We start from the raw sequence: 21,531 nt of genomic DNA on the forward strand, positions 1-21,531 counted from the left end.
ACAGCACTGCGATTCAATCTTCACTTAAAAACCTTGCTGATTCGTATTCGCGATTTTTCAAGAAACAAAACAGGATACCTCGCTTCAAATCTAAAAAGAACAAAGTGCAATCTTACACAACCAAGCACACGAATGGTAATATCGCCATTGTAGGTAACAAAATTAAATTACCTAAACTTGGTCTTGTTCGTTTTGCAAAAAGTCGTGAAATAGAAGGTCGTATTCTTAACGCAACTGTTAGGCGTAATCCAAGTGGCAAATACTTTGTGTCCGTATTGGTTGAAACAGAAGGACATGAGTTGCCTAAGACAGGTTCTTCTATTGGCGTTGATGTCGGCTTAAAGAACTTTGCGATTCTTTCTAACGGAACAGAATACGAAAATCCTAAATGGTTTCGCAAACTGGAAGAAAAATTAGTGAAAGCACAACGTATTCTTTCCAGACGCCAAGAATTAGCATTCAAACGAGAATGTCAATTAGATGAAGCAAAAAATGTTCAAAAACAAAAACGTAAAGTAGCACGCCTCCATGAAAAAGTCACAAACGCAAGAACAGACTACTTACATAAAATCACATAAAAACAGTTTGAACTACTCCCACTTAACATACTTATGGTCTGTTTGAAGTGGGAGATTCCTAAGAACACTTTCGTAACCGAAAGTTTTGATTAGGCTATCCAAAAAATTCAATATATTCCAGTTTGTTAATTGTACTATAGGCTGTCAAACTATTGGTCTATAACAATCAAAAATCTGAAAAATTTTTCTTGTTTAATAGTATCGCTGATGGTACTATAATAAAAACCAAATAAGTTTCTTCAGTTTCCTGTAGCTTTTTAAAAAGGTGTGAGATAAATTAAAGAACGTATCTTAGAGGGATTCCGAAAGGAAATTCAACAGCAGGGTTTAAGGTTTTCGATGGATGATCTGGCCCGAAGGTTGGGTGTCAGCAAAAAAACATTGTATAAATATTATTCGTCCAAAGCTGAAATACTGGATGAATTGATCGACATGACCCTCGAAAACATGGAAGAAAAAGCCCGTGCAATCAAAAGTAATGAAGAGCTGCCTTTAATCGAAAGGCTCAGAGGTGTTATCGCTATCGTTCCGGACCATCTCGAACTCACTGATATAAGAATTTTAAACGAAATGAAGAAATTCTTTCCAGAACAGTGGGCAAAAGTGGACAGCTTTCTTCAAAGTGATTGGGAAGAAATCCGAATCCTTGTAGAGCAGGGGATTGAAGAGGGAATCATTAAAAATATGAATGTCGCTTTGATTATGAAGGTGATCATTGTTTCAATCAATACGACTCTTGAGCAAAGCTTTTATTTAGAAAATAACATTGCACCAGTTGATGCAATGGATGATATTGTTTCTATTTTGATAGATGGCCTTAAAACAGAGAATAAATGATTGCAAAATCTTTTATTCTCTAGATTTATAAGTTTGGAAACTATAAAAACTATATGAGTTTCCTAAAAAATATAGGGTATTAGGAGGGTTTTTTATGTACAATCCAGTTGTTTCTTCTATCACGCCGGCCTACTCCTTCATGAAGTTGGAGCGCAGAAAAGCTGTCGATGGGGTTGATTTTGCCATTATTGGTGTCCCGTTTGATATGGCGGCCACAAACCGGACGGGACAAAGATATGGTCCCCAGCACATTCGGAACTTTTCGGGCATGATTCGTCCGTATAATCCGGATCAACGGATCAAGGTCTTTGATTATTGTGTTGGCGTGGATTACGGAGATGTTGAAGTGATCCCTGGTAATATTCATAGAACCTATCAAAATATTGAGAAGGAGCTTGATCCAATTTTTAAAAGAAACATTATTCCGGTGATGATGGGTGGAGATCATTCGATTACTTTGGCCCATTTACGAGCTGCAGCAAAACATCATGGTCCAATTGCTCTCGTTCATTTTGATTCACACTGTGATACCTGGGATGAATTATTCGGGGAGAAATATTCGCATGCCACCCCATTCCGCAGGGCAGTTGAAGAAGGTTTGGTTGATGTTGAGCATTCCATTCAAATAGGCATGCGGGGATCGCTTTTTGAGCCCGAAGATGTTGACGGCGCAATTGAACTCGGTTTCAAAGTACTGACAATGCGAGAGGTCAGGAATATAGGTTTTGAAAGCGTTATAAAAGAAATCCATGAAAGAGTGGGGGATAAACCAGTATTTGTTTCATATGACATTGACTTTCTTGATCCATCCTATGCACCGGGAACAGGAACACCGGAGGTTGGGGGACCAACGAGCTTTGAAGGTCTGGAGTTTGTTAGAAGGCTGGATGGACTGAACATTATCGGATTTGATTTGGTGGAAGTTCTGCCTGCATATGACAGCGGTGACATCACTGCAGCTGCTGCGGCCAATATCATCTATGAAATGGTTTCGCTGATTGCTTTGAAGAGAAGGGACCAAAATATAAAAAAATAATAAATCATTTGTATGCGATTTCATGAATTGTAAAAAATGGGGGGGGAATATGATGAACCAAAACTCATTGAAACGTACACTGTCCTTCAGGCATCTTGTATTTCTAGGACTGGCCTTTATGACGATGATGATCATCTTTACCACTTATGGCATTGCGTCGCAGGTGACACAAGGGATGGTGCCGGCCGCCTATATGATCGTTTTGGTCGCTATGCTGTTCAATGTCTATAGTTACGGCAGGATGGTGAAAGTTTTTCCGTCATCAGGAACTTCTTATGCGTATGCACAAAAAGCAATACATCCGAATGCCGGATTTTTGTCGGCTGGGCGATTATGATGGATTATTTATTAACACCAATGCTTAACTACTTGGTTGTAGGGATATTCTTATCTACGGCTTTTCCTGCGATTCCTGCATGGTTATGGATTATACTATTTATCATCGTTATTACAACAATTAATGTTCTCGGGGTAAAAATTGCCGCAAATATCAATTTCTTACTTGTTATTTTTCAATTTTCGGTTGTGGCTATTTTCGCCTTCCTATGTATCAAGCAGGTTATGGGAGGAATGGGAACAGGGACATTATTTTCAGCACTTCCGTTTTACAATCCGGATGTCCCATTTTCAGCAGTTACTGCAGGAGCAGCAATTTTATTTCTGTCATTTCTTGGTTTCGATACGATCACTACATTCAGTGAAGAAACAATTAATCCTGAAAAGACCATTCCAAGGGCTATGTTTGCCGTTGTATTAATTGGCGGAGGCCTATTCATCTTTATTTCGTACATCATTCAAATGGTATTCCCTGATTTCATGAGTTTTAATGATGTGGATGCGGCCGGATTTGAGGTTGTGTCGGCTGTTACTGGCAATCTGTTCACTTCTCTGTTTTTGGCAGGGTATATCGTGGCCTGCTTCGCATCAGCTACAGTTTCACATGCAGGTATTTCCCGATTCTTATTTGCTATGGGACGAGATGGAGTGTTACCGAAACGCTTCTTTGGATACTTGAGTCCGAAGTTGAAAGTCCCGCTTTTCAATATCCTTTTGGTAGGAGTCCTCTCTCTGTTGGCATTGATGTTGTCCATGGACCTTTTACTTGCTTTCATCAACTTCGGGGTGCTTGTTGCATTTTCGTTCGTTAATTTGTCTGTCATTTCACATTATTTTATAAGGGAAGGCCATCGAGGCACTGTTAAAAATACAATCCTATATTTGGTCATTCCATTAATAGGATTTTGTATCAACGCATGGTTATGGACCAACCTTGAAAAAAGCGCGTTAATCCTTGGGGGAAGCTGGCTTCTGATCGGTCTGATTTATTTGGCCTATCTTACAAACATGTTCCGCAAGTCGACCCCGCAAATGAATCTTGAAAATATAGATGAATCGGAAGCTGTTTAAGCAGCTTTCGATTGCTAAACACCAAAGAAAGGACTATTTAGTATGACTCAACAAAAAGCAGATATCATTATTTCAGGAAATGCAGTTTTTACAGGACTGTCTGATAAACCGGAATCCGCATTTATTGCAATAATTGGAAATAAAATCGTAGCCATTGGTTCGGAGGAGGATATAAAACCATATTCGGGGGAGCAAACGAAAACCTATCGTTTTGATGACCAGTTAATCATGCCGGGTTTTCATGATTTTCACCTCCATGTGATGCAAAGTGCCTTATCGCTGATAAGTGTGGATCTATTTTCCGCCCGCTCGGAAAAAGAAGCAATCAGGATGATTACCGACTTTGCGAAGGCCAATCCGGGCAACCCTTGGGTCATCGGATTCACATGGGATGCTGGATATTGGGATAATCAACAATTGCCGGACAGACACTCATTGGATCGAATTTTGCCTGACCGTCCTGCAATCATGTTCCATGCAGAAGGCCATTATGCATGGGTGAATTCTAAGGCGCTGGAAATTGCCAATATTAATCGGGATACGGAGGGCCCGTCCTATGGGATTATCGGCAAAGATGAAAATGGTGAACCCAATGGCATTTTATATGAAAAGGCAATGGCTCTTGTGACCAATCACGCCTATGATTTTACGAAGGAACAAAAAAGGGAGATGTTCAATAACTTCCTTGACCATGCAGCGAGTCTTGGTGTGACTGCCATGCATGACCTTTATGCAACCGAATCACTGGCAATCCTTGATGATTTTGAGCTGTTAAAAGAGTTTGAGGATCAAGGCAGGCTGACAACCCGCATACATTTATGGCCTGCATTGAATGGGGATCTGCAGCGTGCAAAAGAGTTACAGAAAACATACCAATCCGAAAAATTAAAGGTAGCAGGACTTAAGCAATTTATAGACGGCGTCGTCACTTCCCGTACGGCCTATATGCTTGAGCCGTATGCCGATCAGCCGGAAAGCAGGGGGGACACTTCATTTTCTCCGGAAACGATCAAAAAGTGGGTTGCTGATGCGGATAAGGAAGGTTTCAGTATTCGATTCCATGCAATTGGAGACGGGGCCATCCGTCTTGCGTTGGATGCGTATGAGGAAGCACAGAAAATGAATGGAGTAAGGGATTCAAGACACGCGATTGAACACATTGAAGTCATTCATCCGGATGACATTCACCGCTTTAAAGAGCTTGGAGTCACTGCTTCCATGCAGCCGGACCATTTTGCGATGTCAGAGCGGGGGGTTTACACTGATCGGATTGGGGATGAACGGGAAAGATTTGTATTTGCGATTAATACCCTGCAAAAAGCTGGAGCAAGGTTAGCGTTTGGTACAGATTGCCCCATTGATGTCCTTAACCCGCTTTTGCAAATTTACCGCGCAGTGACAAGGATTGACAGCAGTGGGAATGATGTTTGGCATCTGCATGAGCGTATTTCGTTATCCGAAGCATTGAAAGCTTATACATCCGGTTCGGCATACGGGACTTTCCGGGAAAACGAACTCGGAACGCTTGAAGAAGGAAAATTCGCTGATATTGTTGTATTAAAACAAAATCTGTTTGATATTCCTGCAGAGGACATTCCCAATACAGGAGTGGAGCTTACGATAGCTGATGGGAATGTCGTATATGAAGATTTAAAGGAAACGGTAAATCCATAGTAATGAAAAGAACGGGGGACGAGCCCCTGTTCTTTTTCTAATAATTATTCAGAAGACCCTCTCTTATGAAACACATCGAATCGCTCCCAAGCTTCTTCTATTTTTTCCAGGCGGGATTCGACCTCTTCCATGCGTCCTTTTCCGATACTGACCACAATCGCGTTGATTAGGCTGAGTGGAGCAGTGAACGAATCAATGAATGTCGGCATCTGGCTTGTTGCAGTCAAAGCGACGTCGGAATGGGGAATCATGGGTGAAAGCAAGCTGTCCGTGATGCAAATGGTCTTTGATCCTCTTTCCTTGGCAAAAGCGAGCGTTTGAATCGTGCTGTTCGGATAACGGGGAAAGCTAATGCCAATGACCACGTCTTTTTCATTGAGGTTATACAATTGTTCAGACAGGTTTTCCACAGAACGGACCATCTCCGCATGCCCCAGAATGATGTTTAAATAATATTGAAGGAAAATCCCCAAAGCTGCGGCACTTCGATTGGCAGCGATATATATTTTATCCGCTTCCTGTAAAAGGCCGACCGCCTGATGAAACTTTTCTATATCCAATTTCTCCATAGTCGATTTGATATTTTCGATATCGTCGTAAAAAATGTCATATATCGATTGGTCGCGATCATCATATATATCGGTTGTCATCTTCAACCGTTCCGTTGTGGTCAATTGCTTCTGAATTGAGCTTTGCATCCTGGACTGCAGCTCCGGATAGCCTGAATATCCGAGAAAGGAAGCGAACCTTACGACAGTCGCTTCGCTCACATCGGTTTTTTTTGCGAGAGTGGCCACATTAAAAAAAGGAACGACATTTGTGTTGTTTAAAATAAAACTGGCTATTTTTTTATGAGATTTGCTCATTTCCGGTATTTTTTCCGCAATTTGATTGTATACGTTATAGTTTTCCATTTATTTCACCCTTAATATCTGTTGAATCTCTCTATTTTTTTCTGTAACAAGGTTTCAGATCGGCTGACTATTGTTCAAATCTCTTAAATAAGGAATCTTCTTTCTTGTTTCGCGGATCAGATCAAAGTTTACCTCATGGATCAATATGCATGGCTCATTGGCTGGTGCTTCAGCCAGTACTCTTCCGTCAGGGGCGATCAGCTTGCTTTTCCCGCAGCTTCCTTCATACGCTGTGTTTACGCCCAAAACAAATACGGTGTTATCGAGGGCGCGGGCAGGGAGTTGTATATCCCATCTCGGCTCAGCGGGAATGCTCCACACGGACGGCACGATAATCAACTCGACCCCTTGCAGTGCCAAGTGACGGCTTGGTTCTGGAAATTCAATGTCATAGCAAATCAATATTCCAATTTTGCCGACTGATGTTTGGACAGCTTCGTATTCTCTTTCTCCTGGTGAAAAAATTTCTTTTTCCCTTCCCCATAAGAAAGATTTCCTGTAACAAGCCAGCAGATCTCCGGATTTTTCAATGACGGCAGTGGAGATATAGAGGTTTTTCTCCTCTTTTTCAATAAAAGGTACGACTAATACAACACCTAATTCCATTGCAAGCTCTTGAAATTTCCGAACAGTGCTCCCTTTTTTGTTTTCACCCAGAAAGCCAAATTCCTCTTTCGATAAGTAATATCCGCTTTTCCAAAGCTCCGGAAGCACGATGATCCCTGCCCCTTGTGATCTTGCATTTCTAACCATTTTTAAAGCGGTATTTAAATTTTTCATAGGCTGGTTTGGCACAGAATGCATTTGGATGGCGGCCACCAGAATGGACAATATGAACACATCCTTATGCTTTTCATTAAAGATATTACATTTAACGCATTTATGCAATTTTTATTACATTTAAATTAAATAAAGAAATTTTTATTTTAAATAGGCGCTTATAGGATATAATGAAATAAATATTTCATAATATATTTAAATAAGAAATTTAAATTACTCGAAAGAGGTGTTTATAAGTGGCAATCAGTGAAAGAGGGATGGGGATCAAACGCTTTGCAGCAAAAACTCCGAAATCATTGGAGTTTTATAAGGAAGCAATTAAGGTCATGCCGGGAGGGACGACGGCCAATATTAAGTTCTTTGCACCTTATCCTATTATTATGGAAAAAGGGAAAGGAAGCCGCCTGTATGATTTAGATGGAAATGAATATATTGATTATTTGCTTTCTTATGGAGCATTGATTCTTGGACATGGACACCCCAGAGTACTCCAGGCGGTACAAGAGCAATTAAATGATAATGGCACCTACTTATTTGGAACTCCGCACCGGCTGGAAGTTGAAATGGGAAGGAAAATTCAACAGCTGTATCCAAGCATTGAGCTGCTGCGTTATACAAACTCAGGAACAGAAGCAACTTTGCTGGCGATTCGCCTGGCATGCGCCTATACGGGTAAAAATAAAATTGCAAAATTTGAAGGGCATTACCATGGCGGATACGATCAGGTTTTAGTAAGTGTGAATCCGTCATTAGAAGAAGCCGGGAATCCCCATCAGCCAAAGTCGGTTGCTGAATCCAAGGGGATGGATCACTATCATGAAGAACATACAATCATTTTGCCGTTTAATGATTTAGATGCAGCTTCGGATATTCTGAGGAAAAGGAAAGATGAACTAGCTGCGATTATTGTGGAGCCGATTCAAGGCGGGTTCATTCCAGCCGAGAGAAGTTTTATGGAAGGCCTTCGGAAATTGACAGAGGAATTGGATATTCTCCTGATTTTTGATGAAGTTAAAACGTGTTTCCGGCTGGGAATGGGAGGTGCCCAAGAATATTACAACATTAAACCAGATTTGACAGCGCTTGGCAAAGCAGTTGGCGGAGGATACCCGATCGGTATTACAGGAGGCCGAAAAAATGTTATGGAGGTAAGTCTTCCAAAGGCTGCTTCAGACGTGTTTGACAATAGTCAAAGCAAAAATTCCAAGGCAAGGGATGTGCTTTTTCATAGCGGAACGTATAATGGGCATCCCTCCATTCTGGCAGCAGGCCTTGAAACAATTGCAGTTTTGGAGGAAGAGATCAGCCGAATCAATGAGACGGTTGAAAAGTTGAAGACAGGAATCAGCAAGCTTTTTTCCCAGAGGGGAATGGCGGTACAGACATTGGGCTTGGGTTCCATTTTCAACTTGATTTTCACCGAAAAAGACCAAATCCTGAATTACCGGGATCTGCAAAGTGCTGACTTTGAATTAAGAAGAGAATTAGATTTCCAATTAATAAATGAGGGAATCTATACAAAGCCGTTGAACCGTTATAGCATTTCAAGTGCACATGGGCAGGACGAAATTGACCAAACGTTGGACGCCTATGAAAAAGTGATTGGAAAGCTGTAAATAAAGCTCCGCTTCTCGATTGCAGAAGCGGAGCTTCTTCTGAAAAAAGATTAACTTTCAAAAATCCATGCAAATCAGCAATCATTATTCATTTTTGAATAACCTTAAGCAGCTTTAATAAAGAAAACGTTATCAGTAACCCCCTTTCATTCTTGGCACAAATATTGCAAGTGTAATGATAACGCTTTTTTTTCATCGGGAGGTTACATAAATTTGGAAAAACAACGAGAACGGCAAGATGTGAAAAAACCTACTTTGCTTGTAGCTTTGATTCCAATTGGGTTTATGGTGATTGCTCTATTTACAGGGATATTCATATATGAGGCAGACCCCCATATTCCGTTGCTTTTAAGTGCGGGTGTTGCTGCAATTGTTGCGTTAAGGCTCGGATATAAATGGAAAGAAATCGAAGAGGGCATGCTTGATGCAGTCAGGATGGCGCTTCAAGCGATCACTATATTAATGGTAATCGGTGCAATTATCGGTTCTTGGATAGCTGGTGGAATTGTGCCGACCATGATTTATTATGGGTTGGATATTCTAGCTCCTGGATATTTTCTAGTTGCTGCCTGCGCTATTTCCTGTATCGTTTCTATTGCTTCGGGGAATGCTTGGACGGCTGCAGGAACTATCGGGATTGCAATTATGGGAATCGGTCAAGGTCTTGGCATGAATCCGGCTATGGTGGCAGGCGCTGTCATTTCCGGCGTGTATTTCGGGGATAAAATTTCTCCTCTTTCCGAAACGACGAATCTGGCTCCAGGTATTGTCGGAGTTGAGTTGTTTGAACATATCAAGCACATGCTTTATACGACCATCCCAGCTCTTGTCATTGCATTGATCATTTATGCAGTGATGGGTATTAAATTTGCGGGACAAGGCACTGAAATTTCAGAGGTGAAACTGCTTCAGTCCCAGCTTGGAGAAATTTTTACAATATCACCTTGGCTGTTGCTGGTTCCATCATTCATTATTGTGATGATGATCTTTAAGATTCCAGCTCTTCCGGGATTGACAATCGGCTCGCTGCTTGGAGCAATCTGTGCTATCGTAGTCCAAAAAGTTCCTGTCGGAGACGCCATAAACATTTTATATTATGGCTATTCTATCAACACAGAAATCGAGATTGTGGATAATCTATTGAACAATGGCGGTATAGAATCAGTATTGTATACGGTTTCTCTGATTATCATAGCCATGTGTTTCGGGGGTGTTCTGGAAAGAACGGGAATTTTCGAAGCGATTGTCCAAGGTATTTTAAAACTTGCTAAAAAGACTGGAAGTCTAATTGCAGCTACGGTTGCGACTTGTATATCAGCAAATATAGTCGGCTGTGATCAGTACCTGTCTATCATTGTTCCTGGACGAATGTACGCTGCGGAATATGAAAAGCGTGGACTAAAAGCAAAAAACCTGTCCCGTACACTTGAAGATGCAGGAACGATGACTTCACCGCTTATTCCTTGGAATACATGCGGAGCCTTTATGGCGACTACGCTTGGCGTCGCGACATTAGACTATCTGCCATTTGCATTCCTATGTTTGATCAGCCCAGTCATTTCCATTATTTATGGGATGACAGGATTTAAAATAGAATACAAGGATGAAGTAGCTGAAAAAGCCAAAAGCAAGAGAGAACAACATGCAGTCAGTTAACATCGTTAACTACTGCATGCTCTTTTAAGAAGAATTTATTGAAACTTTGGTTTTTTCAAAAATGAAAGCGATTCCTTTAGAGGGAACTGAAAAATCGGTTAAAGAGGGGGAGGATAGTGTTAATGGAAGAAATGATTTTAAGCCCTTGTGACGGAGTCCTGGTCACATTCCGTATTCAAGAAAATCTTACCCAAAAACGCTGTAATACATTTTTTAAAATCAGGTTAAAGGATGATACCATACTGGAAATTAAAAAGACCTATCAAGGAAAGATATCTTCAGTGGAGGTTCGGGAAGGAGAGGAAGTCGTCAAGGGAATGGTCTTGGCTTATGTGGAGGAATATGCTCTCGAAATTTAGGGCAGCACAATCTAATCACAAGCTTTCTGGCTGGTATCACAGGCGGGGAACCAGATAGAAATTTCTAACATCTAAAGGAGAATGTCCAAATGAGATTCAAAAAGGCAGGTTTACTTGTATCAGCATTGGTGTTTGTTCTGCTGGTCGCTGGATGCGGAGGCAGCGGGGCTGGGGGCAAGGATGAAAATGTGGTCAATATTCTAAATTGGTCTGAATACTTGCCCGAAGAATTGATTAAGCAGTTTGAAGAAGAGACTGGGATTAAAGTAAACTACAGTACAATCTCTTCTAATGAAGAGCTTGTCGCAAAGTTGAACGTTGGGAATGCTACTTATGATATAGCTGTCCCTTCGACTTATTTTATCGAAGTGCTGATCAATGAAGGTCAGCTTGAGAAAATCAATAAAGATAATATTCCAAACTTAAAAAATATTGATGAAAAGTTTATGAAATGGGATTTTGATCCGGAAGATGAATACTCAGTGCCGTACATGTGGGGTACTGAAATCATTGCGTATAATGAAGATTTGGTAGACTTTAAGATAAAGAGCTATAAAGATTTGTTTAATCCAAAGCTGAAAGATAGTCTTGTTGTAGTTGACGATCCCCGTACCATGCTAGGAGCCATGCTGGAAATGATGGGATATTCCGTAAATAGTACAAACGAAGATGAGATCATGAAGGCTGGTAAGGAATTGAAAAAGCTGATGCCAAATATCAAAGCGTTTGACAGTGACAGCCCAAAAAACCTTCTTGTCAGCGGAGAGGTGAAAGCAGGAGTCGTTTATGGAGCTGAAGCTGCGCTTGCCATGAGAGAGAATCCAAGCATTAAGCTGGTCCTTCCTGAAGATCATCTCAGCTTGTGGCAAGATAACTTTGTTATCCCTAAGGGTGCACCACATAAAGAAAATGCAGAAAAATTTATTGACTTCATTCTTCGTCCTGAAATAAGTAAAGAAATCACATTGGATTATCCATACCATAACCCGAATAAGGCAGCACTTGAATTGCTTCCTGATGATGTACAACAAGAACTGGAATTGACAGATGAAGAATTTGAGCGGGGCGTGCATGCGAAGGATGTCGGAGAAGCGATCAAGTACTATGACCGTGCATGGTCTGAAGTTAAACAGTAATATATATAATGATAGCTGCTAAATTCGAAGGAGTGGAAGCATGAGTATCAAATCGTTGTGGCAAGCAACAGCAAATGATCTGAAGAGAAGACCTGTCCAGCAAGGGGAGGAAACATGTGACGTCGTTATCATAGGAGGCGGCTTTACTGGGCTTTCCGTAGCCTATCACTTGCAACAGAGGAATGTGAAAACTGTAGTACTGGAGTCCAATACTGTGGGGTCCGGGGCCAGTGGAAGGAACGGCGGGGAAGTCCTGATCGGCTATGTCGAGTCAATGCGTGCGCTGACTGAAAAATACGGCAGTGATGCCGCAAGGCAAATGTTTCAAATGTCTTTGGACAGTATCGACCTGATTGAAGGCATCATTCAGAAAGAGGACATCCAGTGTGACTTTTTCCGAAACGGAAACTTGCTTGCCGCATACAAGCCATCACATTTGGATGGGCTGAGACGGGAGCAAGAGTTTTTATATAAAAATTATAACTTTGAAACAAAGATTGTGGAAAAACAAGATATGCATACCGAAATGGATTCTGATTTTTACCATGGAGCCCATATCGATGAAAAAAGTGCCATTTTTCATCCATTGAACTATTGTCTCGGCTTGGCTAACGCGGTGGAAAAAAACGGCGGAACAATCTATGAACATTCGGAAGCTATCAATATTAAGCGCGAATCACATGATCGAGTGATTGTTGAGACAAACAATGGCCGGGTCATTGCCAAGCAGGTGGGAATGTTTGTTAACGCTTATACGACTGATGTTCATAAACTGATCAAGAAATCAATTGTACCGGTTGAAAGCATTGTTCTTGCTACCGAGACACTTCCTGAGGAATTGTGCAAGAATCTGATGAAGCATAACCGTGCTGCCTGTGACACGAAAAACCTGTTGTATTATTTCAGGCTTTCCGCTGACAATCGTATGGTATTCGGCGGATCGGGACGTACGACGAGCAAGCGGGATGCCCAAAGACTCTTTGAGAATCTACAGGCTGGCATGGTAGACGTCTTTCCTGCGTTGAAAGATGCTAAAGTGGATTACAAGTGGAGCGGAAAAGTAGGGTTTACCATCGAAAAGATTCCTTATGTTGGCCAATTGGATGACGGTACCCACTTTGCTTTTGGATATGCAGGGCATGGAGCGGCAATGTCTACGCTTTTAGGGAAAATTGTGGCTATGAATATGCTCAATGAAGGGGATAAAAACAATCCTCTTGATCGCTCAAACCTGAAACCCATCCCGTTCCATAATATGAACGCCACTGGATTGGGAATCATGAAATATTACTTTAAGTTTTTGGATTATATTTCCTAAAGAGAAAGAAGGAACAGCGTCTATGATTAAACAGTTAGATTTGGAAGGAACGCCGCGTGAAATAGGTGAAAAGCATGGTCGTGAAGGAAAAGAGCAAATCCAAGTCAGCTTGGAAACGTATGAGAAGCTCTTCTACGGATATCATCAAATCAGTTGGAAAGAAGCGTGTAACCGTGGGCTTGACCATTTAAAAGCAATTGAAGCATATGATCCTGAGCTGATAGAGGAAATGGAAGGGGTGGCACGTGGCGCAGGCGTAGACTTCGAGGACATTTTAGCATTGAATGCACGAAGTGAAATAGCTCTTACGGGGCGAAAGGACAAGCTTTTTTCTGATGGATGCACATCCATTGCCGTAACGGCTCCTGCTTGCGATGAAACGATCATAGGCCAAAACTGGGATTGGAAAGGCAGTCAGATTGACAGTCTGTTGCTTCTCCGAATCAAACAAAAGGATAAGCCTGATATCACAATGGTGACAGAAGGCGGGATTATTGGAAAAATCGGCTGTAACTCTGCCGGTTTGGCTGTTTGTCTGAATGCTTTGATTACGGACAAAAAATCCGATGAAGTTCCTATTCATCTAGGTCTAAGGGCTGTTTTGAACTCTTCTTCTTTCCATGAAGCCTTGTCAAGAGTCAACAATGGCCAAATGGCTTCTGCTGCCAATTTTATGATTGCAAGCCATGAAGGTGAAGGCATGTCTTTAGCGGCCAACGTTGAAGTGTCGCCATTTGGCATCGACCTGATTACGGAACCAAATGGTACAGCCGTTCATTCAAACCATATCCTTTCACCAGAGCTGTTGAAGAACCTAGTAGATTTGAATGAATTTAAATACACAGATTCGATGATCCGGAAGCTGCGTGCCGAGCAGCTCATCAATACGGCTCTGACAAAGGGAGAAATGATTAATGAGGATAGTTTTAAGAGATGGTTTACCGATAAATATAATTATCCGAACTCCATTAATCATTTCCCTAATGAAAAGGCGCCGGAGCACCGCCGCTCAGAAACGGTATTCTCTATCATTATGAATCTATCACAAAAGAAAACTCTATTTTGTGCAGGTAAACCAACAATTGGCGCATATGAAGAGATTTAACTTCATTCAGCAGAAGTCTCCCACTTCTGTAAGTGGTGAGATGAATGCCTATTGTTATTCCATTCAGTGGGGGTTCAAACCCCGGCTGAATAAAGTTAAAGCCTCCGGCGGATGCCACAGATTTTCAGAGGAAATTTATCGAGCGGAGCTCGATAAAATCTGGGCGCAAATATGCCAAGGCGTATTTAATTACGGTTGATTCCCTGTACGATCAGATGAGGATCTGATTGTTGGGCGGTCGTATAGGGGTAAACTATACAACTGAACCATGCGTTGGTTTAATGAATGACCGTATGCCCTATCAAACTTCAGTCTGGTTGAAGCAGTTGCCTGAAAAAAGCACCACCGAGGGGCGTTAAGTGAGATTAGTTAAATTGATACAGTTAATTTAAATGAGGAGAGAGTTTTTCTCTCCTTTTTGTAAAAGAAAGGGAGTGGAGTGTATTTATGAGTGAAGCAGACACTGCAAAGTATCAGAATGAAATCACCATCCGCAATATCCGTGAAGAGGATATTGAAGAAGTTGTAAAGGTTGCCAATCTAAGTTTTGGGCTTCCGGGAGTTGCTTTTGAAGCCAAGCATTACAGGAGCCATATTAATATTTTTCCAGAGGGACAATTTTGTGTTGAATATGGTGGAAAAATCATAGGGGCGTGCTCCAGCATCATTATCAATTTTGAGGACTATGGTGAAGACCACACTATTGATCAAATTTCCGGAAACGGCTATATCCAAAACCATAACCCAAGTGGAAAGAATCTGTATGGATTGGATGTTGTGGTGCATCCGGATTATAGGAAATTAAAGATTGGACGCCGGTTGTATGAGGAACGACGGAAGCTTTGCCGGAAGTTTAATTTGAAAAGTATTTTATTTGGCGGCCGCATGCCCAATTATTACAAATATGCTGATAAGCTTACGCCAGAAGAATACGTTAACCAGGTAATCAAGAAGAAGATATATGATCCTGTCATCGTATTTCAAACCATGAATGGATTTAAATTTAAGAAAGTGCTGACAAACTATCTCCCCGACGATAAAGCCTCTTTAGAAAATGCAACATTAATGGAGTGGGTGAATGAAGATTATGTCCCTCCTTCAGACAGGGATTACAGACATTCTTTACCTGTGCGTATTTCTTCCATTCAATATGATTATAAAGAAGTCCGGTCTTTTGAGGAATTTGCCAAACAATGTGAGTATTACGTTCGCAGTAGTTCCAAGGTAAGGTCGGATTTCGTCTTATTACCTGAAGCGCTTACAATGCAGCTGGCCGCTTTTTCAAATGAAAGGTTTCCGAGTGGACAGGCCCAGAAGGTGACTACCTATACGGAAGATTATTTGCAGCTGTTTTCTGATTTAGCTCTAAAATACAATATCAATATCATTGCCGGATCACATTATGTGGAAGAAGATAACGAGATTTATAATGTTTCTTATCTATTTAGGCGTAATGGTACATTTAATAGGCAATACAAGCTTCATGTGCCTCCCTCAGAGAAAAGCTGGCTTGGTATTAGGCCGGGGAATGATGTGAAGGTATTTGATACGGACTGCGGAAAAATCGCGATATTGATCGGTTACGACATTCTATTTCCGGAACTTGCTCGTAAAGCAGCCGATCAAGGGGCACAAATCATATTTACACCATTTGCAGAAGAAAATGAACAAGGCTATTTGCGAATTCGCTATTGTTCTCAAGCAAGAGCTATTGAAAACCAGGTGTATACCGCTATTTCTGGGGCGTCCGGAAATATGACGAATGTTACACTCGCAGATGCAAGGTATGGACAATCAGGCATTTTCTCTCCGGTTGATTTCTCTTTCCCGAATGCAGGAGTCGTGGCTGAAAGCCGACCAAATGTAGAAGCTGTCGTTGTCGGAGATGTTGATTTGGAAACATTGCGGAAAAACCGCAAGACAGGATCGGCAACGCCGTTTCATGACAGAATTCAAAAACAGGAGCCGGAATCCGCATCCATTGTATGACGCAAGAAAGGTTCATCAAATTGGAACAAGCAACGTATGAAAGTAGCTCGTATATACGAATGTATCGCCGTTGCTTTTTCTTTAGGCTGGGCTATTGCTCGGCCTTTTGATTCAAATATAAAAATCAGGGGGGGGATGGCAGTAATGGGGAAACGCTTGAAAAACCCAGCTATTTTTGTAACCGCTGTCATTTTAATTGGCGTTGTTTTGGCAGGATGCGGCAGCAGTACGGGTGGATCGAAAAAGGAAGTCGTCAATATTATGAACTGGTCTGAATATTTGCCTGAGCATTTAATTGAGCAGTTTGAGGAAGAAACCGGAATCAAGGTGAACTATAGCGAGATCTCTTCGAATGAGGAAATGATCGCGAAACTGAACGTCAGCGGCGGAGAATTTGACCTTGCTGTGCCATCCACTTATTTTATTGAAGTTCTGATCAATCAAGATAAATTGGAAAAGATCACTAAAGAGAATATACCGAACCTGAAATATATAGGTAAAGATTATCTTGGATGGGACTTCGATCCGAATGATGACTATTCACTTCCATATATGTGGGGAACAGAGGTCATTGTTGTAAACGAAGAGCTGGTTGATAAGGACATTGAAGTGACATCTTATAAAGACTTGTTTAATCCATATTTCAAGGACAGTCTTGTCATTTTGGATGACCCGCGTACTATGCTAGGTGCTATGCTGAGCATGCTTGGATATAACTCAAACAGTACGAAAGAAGATGAAATTGTGGCAGCAGGTGAAGAATTGAAAAAACTGAAGCCGAATATTAAGGTTTACGACAGTGATAATGCGAAGAATCTTTTAATCAGTAACGAAGTAAAGGCCGGAGTCGTTTATGGTGCCGAAGCAGCTCTTGCCATGAGGGAAAACCCAAACATCAAAGTCATTATTCCTGAAGACTTCCTCAGCCTGTGGCAGGATAACTTTGTCATTCCAAAGGGAGCGAAGAACAAAGAAAATGCAGAAAAATTCATCAACTTCATTTTTGATCCTAAAGTCAGCAAGGAGATCACTCTTGACCATCCTTATGTGAATCCGAATGAAGAAGCAATGACATTGCTTCCTGATGACATTAGGCAAGAGATTGAAATGACTGTTGGAGAAGGTATTGATCATCCAAAAGCGGCACATGCAATTGACGTCGGCGAAGCTCTGCAGATGTACGATCGTGTCTGGTCTGAGGTAAAACAGTAGAGTTAAGGGGGGATTGATTTCTAGTATTGAGTAGATTCAACAGGGGGTTACGAAAAAGTAGCGGTTCAAGGGGGAAATGCAATTGGTCAAAGTAGCAGATATGATTATTCAGGGAAATCGTATTTTTACAGGTAAGGAGATGATGGAAGGCGGTATAGCTATCAAGGATGGAAAGATTATCGATGTTTGTAAACAAGACGGCACAGAACAATATATAGGAAATGATACGCAAGTTTACAAGTTTGATAATCAAACGATTATGCCTGGCTTTCACGATTTCCATATCCATTTGACACTGGGATGTTTTTTTGAGGATTATGTAAATCTTGCTGATGCCCGTTCAGCTGAAGAAACAGCCCAAAAGGTAAAAGAGTTTGCTGACAGCCGTCCGGATGATGAATGGATTCTAGGTTTTAGCTGGTACCATATTTTCTGGGATAAAAAGGAGATGCCCGATCGGACTATTCTGGATGAAGTGATTCCGGACCGCCCTGTATTTCTGTTAAATGCTGAATGCCATGGGGCCTGGCTCAACAGTAAAGCGATGGAGCTGGCGGGGATCAATGAAAACACGGAAAACCCGCCATTCGGGATGATTATGAAAGATGAAGACGGGAAGCCGACGGGGATTTTATTGGAGACGGCTATGAGGCTTGCGGTTGATCAGGCGTTTAAAATTCCGGAAAAGAAGGCAGTTGAATTAATGGAGCGTTTCTTAGCCAAAGCGAATCGACTGGGAATTACATCAGTCAGCGATATGCTGCCTCTTCCGGGTTTTGAAGTGGGGGATCTCGCCCTTTACCGGAAGTTTGAAAAGGAAAATAAGTTGACGGTCAGAACCTTTTTCCTCAGTCCGCTAAATGGGGATTTGACTCAGGCAAGAAGACTGCGTGAGGAATATCAGTCAAATGTATTAAAGTTCTCAGGGTTAAAACAATTTCTGGATGGTGTTGCAACAACATACACAGCATTAATGGTCGAACCGTATTCCGACAATCCGTCAGAAAAAGGGGAAGCATTCCTGCCGCCTGAGCTTTTGGAACAATGGGTGGCGGAGGCTGACCGTGAGGGTTTTCGTGTTCGCTTGCATGCATGTGGAGACGGTGCGGTACGACTTGGGCTGAATCTATGTGAAAAAGCCGAAGAGCAAAACGGCCAGCGGGATTCACGGCATGCAATTGAGCATATTGAAGTGATTCATCCGGATGATATCCATCGTTTTGCAAAACTTGGCGTGGTTGCTTCCATGCAACCTGAGCATATGGCGATTACCGAAAAATATGAGGACAATGTATATTTGTCCCGCATGGGGAAAGAAAGGGATCAATATATGTGGCCGATTAAGACTTTGGGAGAATCAGGGGCGCCCATGGCGTTTGGGAGTGATTTTCCTGTCGTCGAATTGAATCCGATGCTAGAGATTTACCGTGCTGTTACACGAAAGTTTAACGATGGAGAGCCGGAAGAAGGCTGGAATTCAACAGAAAAAATCCCTTTAGTAGAAGCTTTGAAGCATTATACTGCCGGCCCTGCTTTTGGCAATTTTATGGAGAGTAAGCTGGGAACATTGGAAAAAGGAAAACTGGCGGATGTAATTGTGATGGACAGAGACTTGTTCGCCATAGAGCCCGAGCAACTACTAGAAGCAAAGGTAAAGCTTACGGTTATGGATGGGAAAGTCGTTTATCAAGATAGAGAGTAAAAGGGGGACAATTGATGAAAGCAGAAACTGAATTTAAACAGGTGCTCACCCTGTTTCCTGTAGTACTTTTTGGGTTGGCGTATATGGTACCGATGACCGTTTTTACAACATACGGCATCGTATCGCAGCTGACATTGGGAATGTTGCCGGCGGCATATATTGCCACTTTATTGACAATGCTGTTCACCGCATACAGCTATGGGAGAATGGTAAAAGCATTTCCGTATACTGGATCTGCCTATACTTATGCGCAAAAGTCACTTAATTCCCATGTTGGCTTTTTTACAGGCTGGATATTGTTATTGGACTACTTATTTCTTCCTATGATCAATTATCTTGTTATCGGAATCTATTTAAATGCCGAGTTTCCCTCGGTACCAAATTGGGTTTGGGTAATCTTGGCCATTTTAATCGTAACGTTTATTAATATAAGGGGAATAAAAGTTGTCACGAATGTCAATTTCTTTTTAATCGCTTTTCAAATCATTGTGATTGCGTTTTTCTTGGTTCTTTCTGTTAAAACGATTTTAAGCGGAGGCGGAACCGGGACTTTATTTTCGACCTTACCTTTTTTCAATCCTGAAGGATCGCCTTCCTTAGTTTTTGCAGGGGCTGCCATTTTATGCCTGTCCTTTTTAGGATTTGATGCGGTCACAACATTATCGGAAGAAACAGTCAATGCAAAAAAAAATATTCCCAAAGCTATTTTTCTAGTAACTATTATCGGCGGTATTCTATTCATCATTGTTTCTTATATTGGGCAAATGGTCTATCCGGATTATATGTCATTTGAAGATCCGGACTCTGCTCCTCTTCAGATTGCTGTTTTTATCGGAGGAAATCTATTTAAAGCCATGTTCCTAGCCGGATATATATTGGGCTGTTTCGCATCAGCGACAAGCTCCCATGCCAGCGTATCCAGGCTTCTGTTCGCTATGGGACGCGATACAATCCTTCCCAAAAAGATATTTGGATATATTTCCCCCAGATACAGAACACCGGTGTACAGTACAGTTATTGTGAGTCTATTAGCGTTGTCATCATTGGTATTTTCATTAGATACAGTTGCCTCTTTTATCAGTTTTGGGGCCCTTGCAGCTTTCACGATTGTCCACATATCTGTTATCGCTCATTACTTCTTTAAAAACAAACGGCGGTCCACGAAAGATTCCATTCTCTATTTGGTAATTCCTTTGATTGGAATCGTGCTATGTCTCTGGTTGTGGACCAGCTTAAGCAAGGAGGCATTTATGCTGGGAGTCAGTTGGTTTGTTATAGGAGCTGTGTACCTCGCCTATTTAACAAAAATGTTCAGGGAAAAACCGCCTGAGTTAAGCTTTGATGAAAAAGTTTCTTAAGGGGGGCGTTTCGTTTGTATAAAAAATGGTATGTCTTCGATGGGGACCAGCCTGTTCAGGCTGTTGTCAGAAACTACGCAAAGGATGATTTTCAGGCACTGATCGATGTACAAAAGGAAAGCTTCCCTCCGCCTTTTCCGCCTGATCTCTGGTGGAACGAAGAACAGCTGAAAGAGCATGTCGAGAGGTTCCCGCAAGGTGCTTTATGTGTGGAAATTGCAGGGGAAATGGCGGGTTCAATAACGGGGCTGGTGATCGACTTTGATCCAGCCCAGCCGGAGCATACATGGTCGGTGATTACGGATGATGGGTACATCCGTAATCATGATCCAGGCGGAAATGCCATATACATTGTGGATATCTGTATCAAACCTGCATATCGAAAGCTGGGTCTCGGCAAGTGGCTGATGCAGTCTATGTATGAAGTGGTTGTGCATGAGGGGCTGGAACGGCTGCTTGGCGGGGCTCGAATGCCTTTTTACCATAAGTATCAAAATGATATGAGCGCTCAGGAGTATTTGAACCGGGTCATGGAGGGAAATATCAAGGACCCCGTTGTAACTTTTTTGCTGCACTGCGGGCGTAGCCCAATCCAAGTTTTACCGAATTACATTGAAGATGAAGAGTCTTGCAACTATGCAGCATTAATGGAGTGGAAAAACCCGTTTCTGCGCCTTGAATCATAATTAGCAAAGACGTATTGTTGTTTGGCGAACAATACGTCTTTGAACTTCAACTAGGAAAAGAAGCAGGGATAATAATGGAGAAAACGTATCCTCTTTTGGCCTTAAAAAAGGTTCGCTTTCAGGAATGGGGGAAAGCCCGTTCAAAAGGCCGCTGTCATTGTTATAAAT

At 41.8% G+C, this 21,531-nt stretch carries 17 protein-coding genes and 2 pseudogenes; 17 read left to right on the forward strand and 2 right to left on the reverse strand.

Annotated elements, in window-relative coordinates; all coding sequences use genetic code 11:
• The 5 genes and pseudogenes from D5F11_RS22310 to D5F11_RS22330 form a co-directional block, all read left to right on the forward strand.
• A pseudogene (locus D5F11_RS22310) lies at positions 1-575 on the forward strand (RNA-guided endonuclease TnpB family protein); the annotation flags it as partial.
• 291 nt (positions 576-866) lie between these two features.
• Complete coding sequence (locus D5F11_RS22315; protein WP_281277109.1) at positions 867-1,415, forward strand: TetR/AcrR family transcriptional regulator; 549 nt, start codon at positions 867-869, stop codon at positions 1,413-1,415.
• A gap of 94 nt (positions 1,416-1,509) precedes the next feature.
• Positions 1,510-2,451: an agmatinase gene (speB, locus tag D5F11_RS22320; RefSeq protein ID WP_120118347.1), complete on the forward strand. Its 942-nt coding sequence runs from the start codon at positions 1,510-1,512 to the stop codon at positions 2,449-2,451.
• 127 nt (positions 2,452-2,578) lie between these two features.
• A pseudogene (locus tag D5F11_RS22325) lies at positions 2,579-3,858 on the forward strand (APC family permease).
• 42 nt (positions 3,859-3,900) lie between these two features.
• Positions 3,901-5,532, forward strand: a complete 1,632-nt coding sequence (locus D5F11_RS22330) for an amidohydrolase (RefSeq protein ID WP_120118348.1) — start codon at positions 3,901-3,903, stop codon at positions 5,530-5,532.
• A gap of 44 nt (positions 5,533-5,576) precedes the next feature.
• On the opposite strand, the gene D5F11_RS22335 is transcribed toward D5F11_RS22330, so the two are convergent.
• Positions 5,577-6,446, reverse strand: coding sequence for a MurR/RpiR family transcriptional regulator (locus tag D5F11_RS22335; protein ID WP_120118349.1), 870 nt, complete (start codon positions 6,444-6,446; stop codon positions 5,577-5,579).
• Between the two features lie 54 nt (positions 6,447-6,500).
• A complete protein-coding gene (locus D5F11_RS22340; RefSeq protein WP_120118350.1) occupies positions 6,501-7,277 on the reverse strand; it encodes a nitrilase-related carbon-nitrogen hydrolase in 777 nt (258 codons plus the stop codon).
• A gap of 185 nt (positions 7,278-7,462) precedes the next feature.
• Between D5F11_RS22340 and D5F11_RS22345 the strand changes: the two genes are divergently transcribed.
• From D5F11_RS22345 to D5F11_RS22395, 12 genes are all read left to right on the forward strand, one after another.
• Positions 7,463-8,842, forward strand: coding sequence for an aspartate aminotransferase family protein (locus D5F11_RS22345; RefSeq protein ID WP_120118351.1), 1,380 nt, complete (start codon positions 7,463-7,465; stop codon positions 8,840-8,842).
• Positions 8,843-9,055: 213 nt separating this feature from the next.
• On the forward strand, positions 9,056-10,498 hold the full coding sequence (gene nhaC, locus D5F11_RS22350; protein WP_120118352.1) for a Na+/H+ antiporter NhaC: 1,443 nt from the start codon (positions 9,056-9,058) through the stop codon (positions 10,496-10,498).
• A gap of 122 nt (positions 10,499-10,620) precedes the next feature.
• Positions 10,621-10,857: a hypothetical protein gene (locus D5F11_RS22355; protein WP_120118353.1), complete on the forward strand. Its 237-nt coding sequence runs from the start codon at positions 10,621-10,623 to the stop codon at positions 10,855-10,857.
• Positions 10,858-10,946: 89 nt separating this feature from the next.
• Complete coding sequence (locus tag D5F11_RS22360; RefSeq protein WP_120118354.1) at positions 10,947-11,993, forward strand: ABC transporter substrate-binding protein; 1,047 nt, start codon at positions 10,947-10,949, stop codon at positions 11,991-11,993.
• Positions 11,994-12,033: 40 nt separating this feature from the next.
• Positions 12,034-13,311: an NAD(P)/FAD-dependent oxidoreductase gene (locus D5F11_RS22365; RefSeq protein WP_120118355.1), complete on the forward strand. Its 1,278-nt coding sequence runs from the start codon at positions 12,034-12,036 to the stop codon at positions 13,309-13,311.
• 22 nt (positions 13,312-13,333) lie between these two features.
• Entirely contained in the window at positions 13,334-14,416 is a 1,083-nt protein-coding gene (locus D5F11_RS22370; protein WP_120118356.1) for a C45 family autoproteolytic acyltransferase/hydrolase, read from the forward strand.
• Positions 14,417-14,456: 40 nt separating this feature from the next.
• Positions 14,457-14,615 carry a hypothetical protein gene (locus D5F11_RS26945; RefSeq protein ID WP_185830860.1) on the forward strand — a complete coding sequence of 53 codons (159 nt, stop codon included), beginning with the start codon at positions 14,457-14,459 and terminating at the stop codon, positions 14,613-14,615.
• A 248-nt stretch (positions 14,616-14,863) separates the two neighbouring features.
• Positions 14,864-16,405, forward strand: a complete 1,542-nt coding sequence (locus D5F11_RS22375; protein ID WP_120118357.1) for a bifunctional GNAT family N-acetyltransferase/carbon-nitrogen hydrolase family protein — start codon at positions 14,864-14,866, stop codon at positions 16,403-16,405.
• 144 nt (positions 16,406-16,549) lie between these two features.
• Entirely contained in the window at positions 16,550-17,617 is a 1,068-nt protein-coding gene (locus D5F11_RS22380; RefSeq protein WP_120118358.1) for an ABC transporter substrate-binding protein, read from the forward strand.
• Positions 17,618-17,699: 82 nt separating this feature from the next.
• Complete coding sequence (locus tag D5F11_RS22385) at positions 17,700-19,319, forward strand: amidohydrolase (RefSeq protein WP_425470899.1); 1,620 nt, start codon at positions 17,700-17,702, stop codon at positions 19,317-19,319.
• Positions 19,320-19,333: 14 nt separating this feature from the next.
• Positions 19,334-20,677: an APC family permease gene (locus tag D5F11_RS22390; RefSeq protein ID WP_120118360.1), complete on the forward strand. Its 1,344-nt coding sequence runs from the start codon at positions 19,334-19,336 to the stop codon at positions 20,675-20,677.
• Between the two features lie 14 nt (positions 20,678-20,691).
• Positions 20,692-21,363 (forward strand): GNAT family N-acetyltransferase, encoded by a 672-nt coding sequence (locus D5F11_RS22395; RefSeq protein WP_120118361.1) that lies wholly within the window; start codon positions 20,692-20,694, stop codon positions 21,361-21,363.
• Positions 21,364-21,531 lie beyond the last annotated feature (168 nt).

Source organism: Siminovitchia terrae, assembly GCF_003605405.2.
Classification (GTDB): Bacteria; Bacillota; Bacilli; order Bacillales; family Bacillaceae_C; genus Siminovitchia; species Siminovitchia terrae.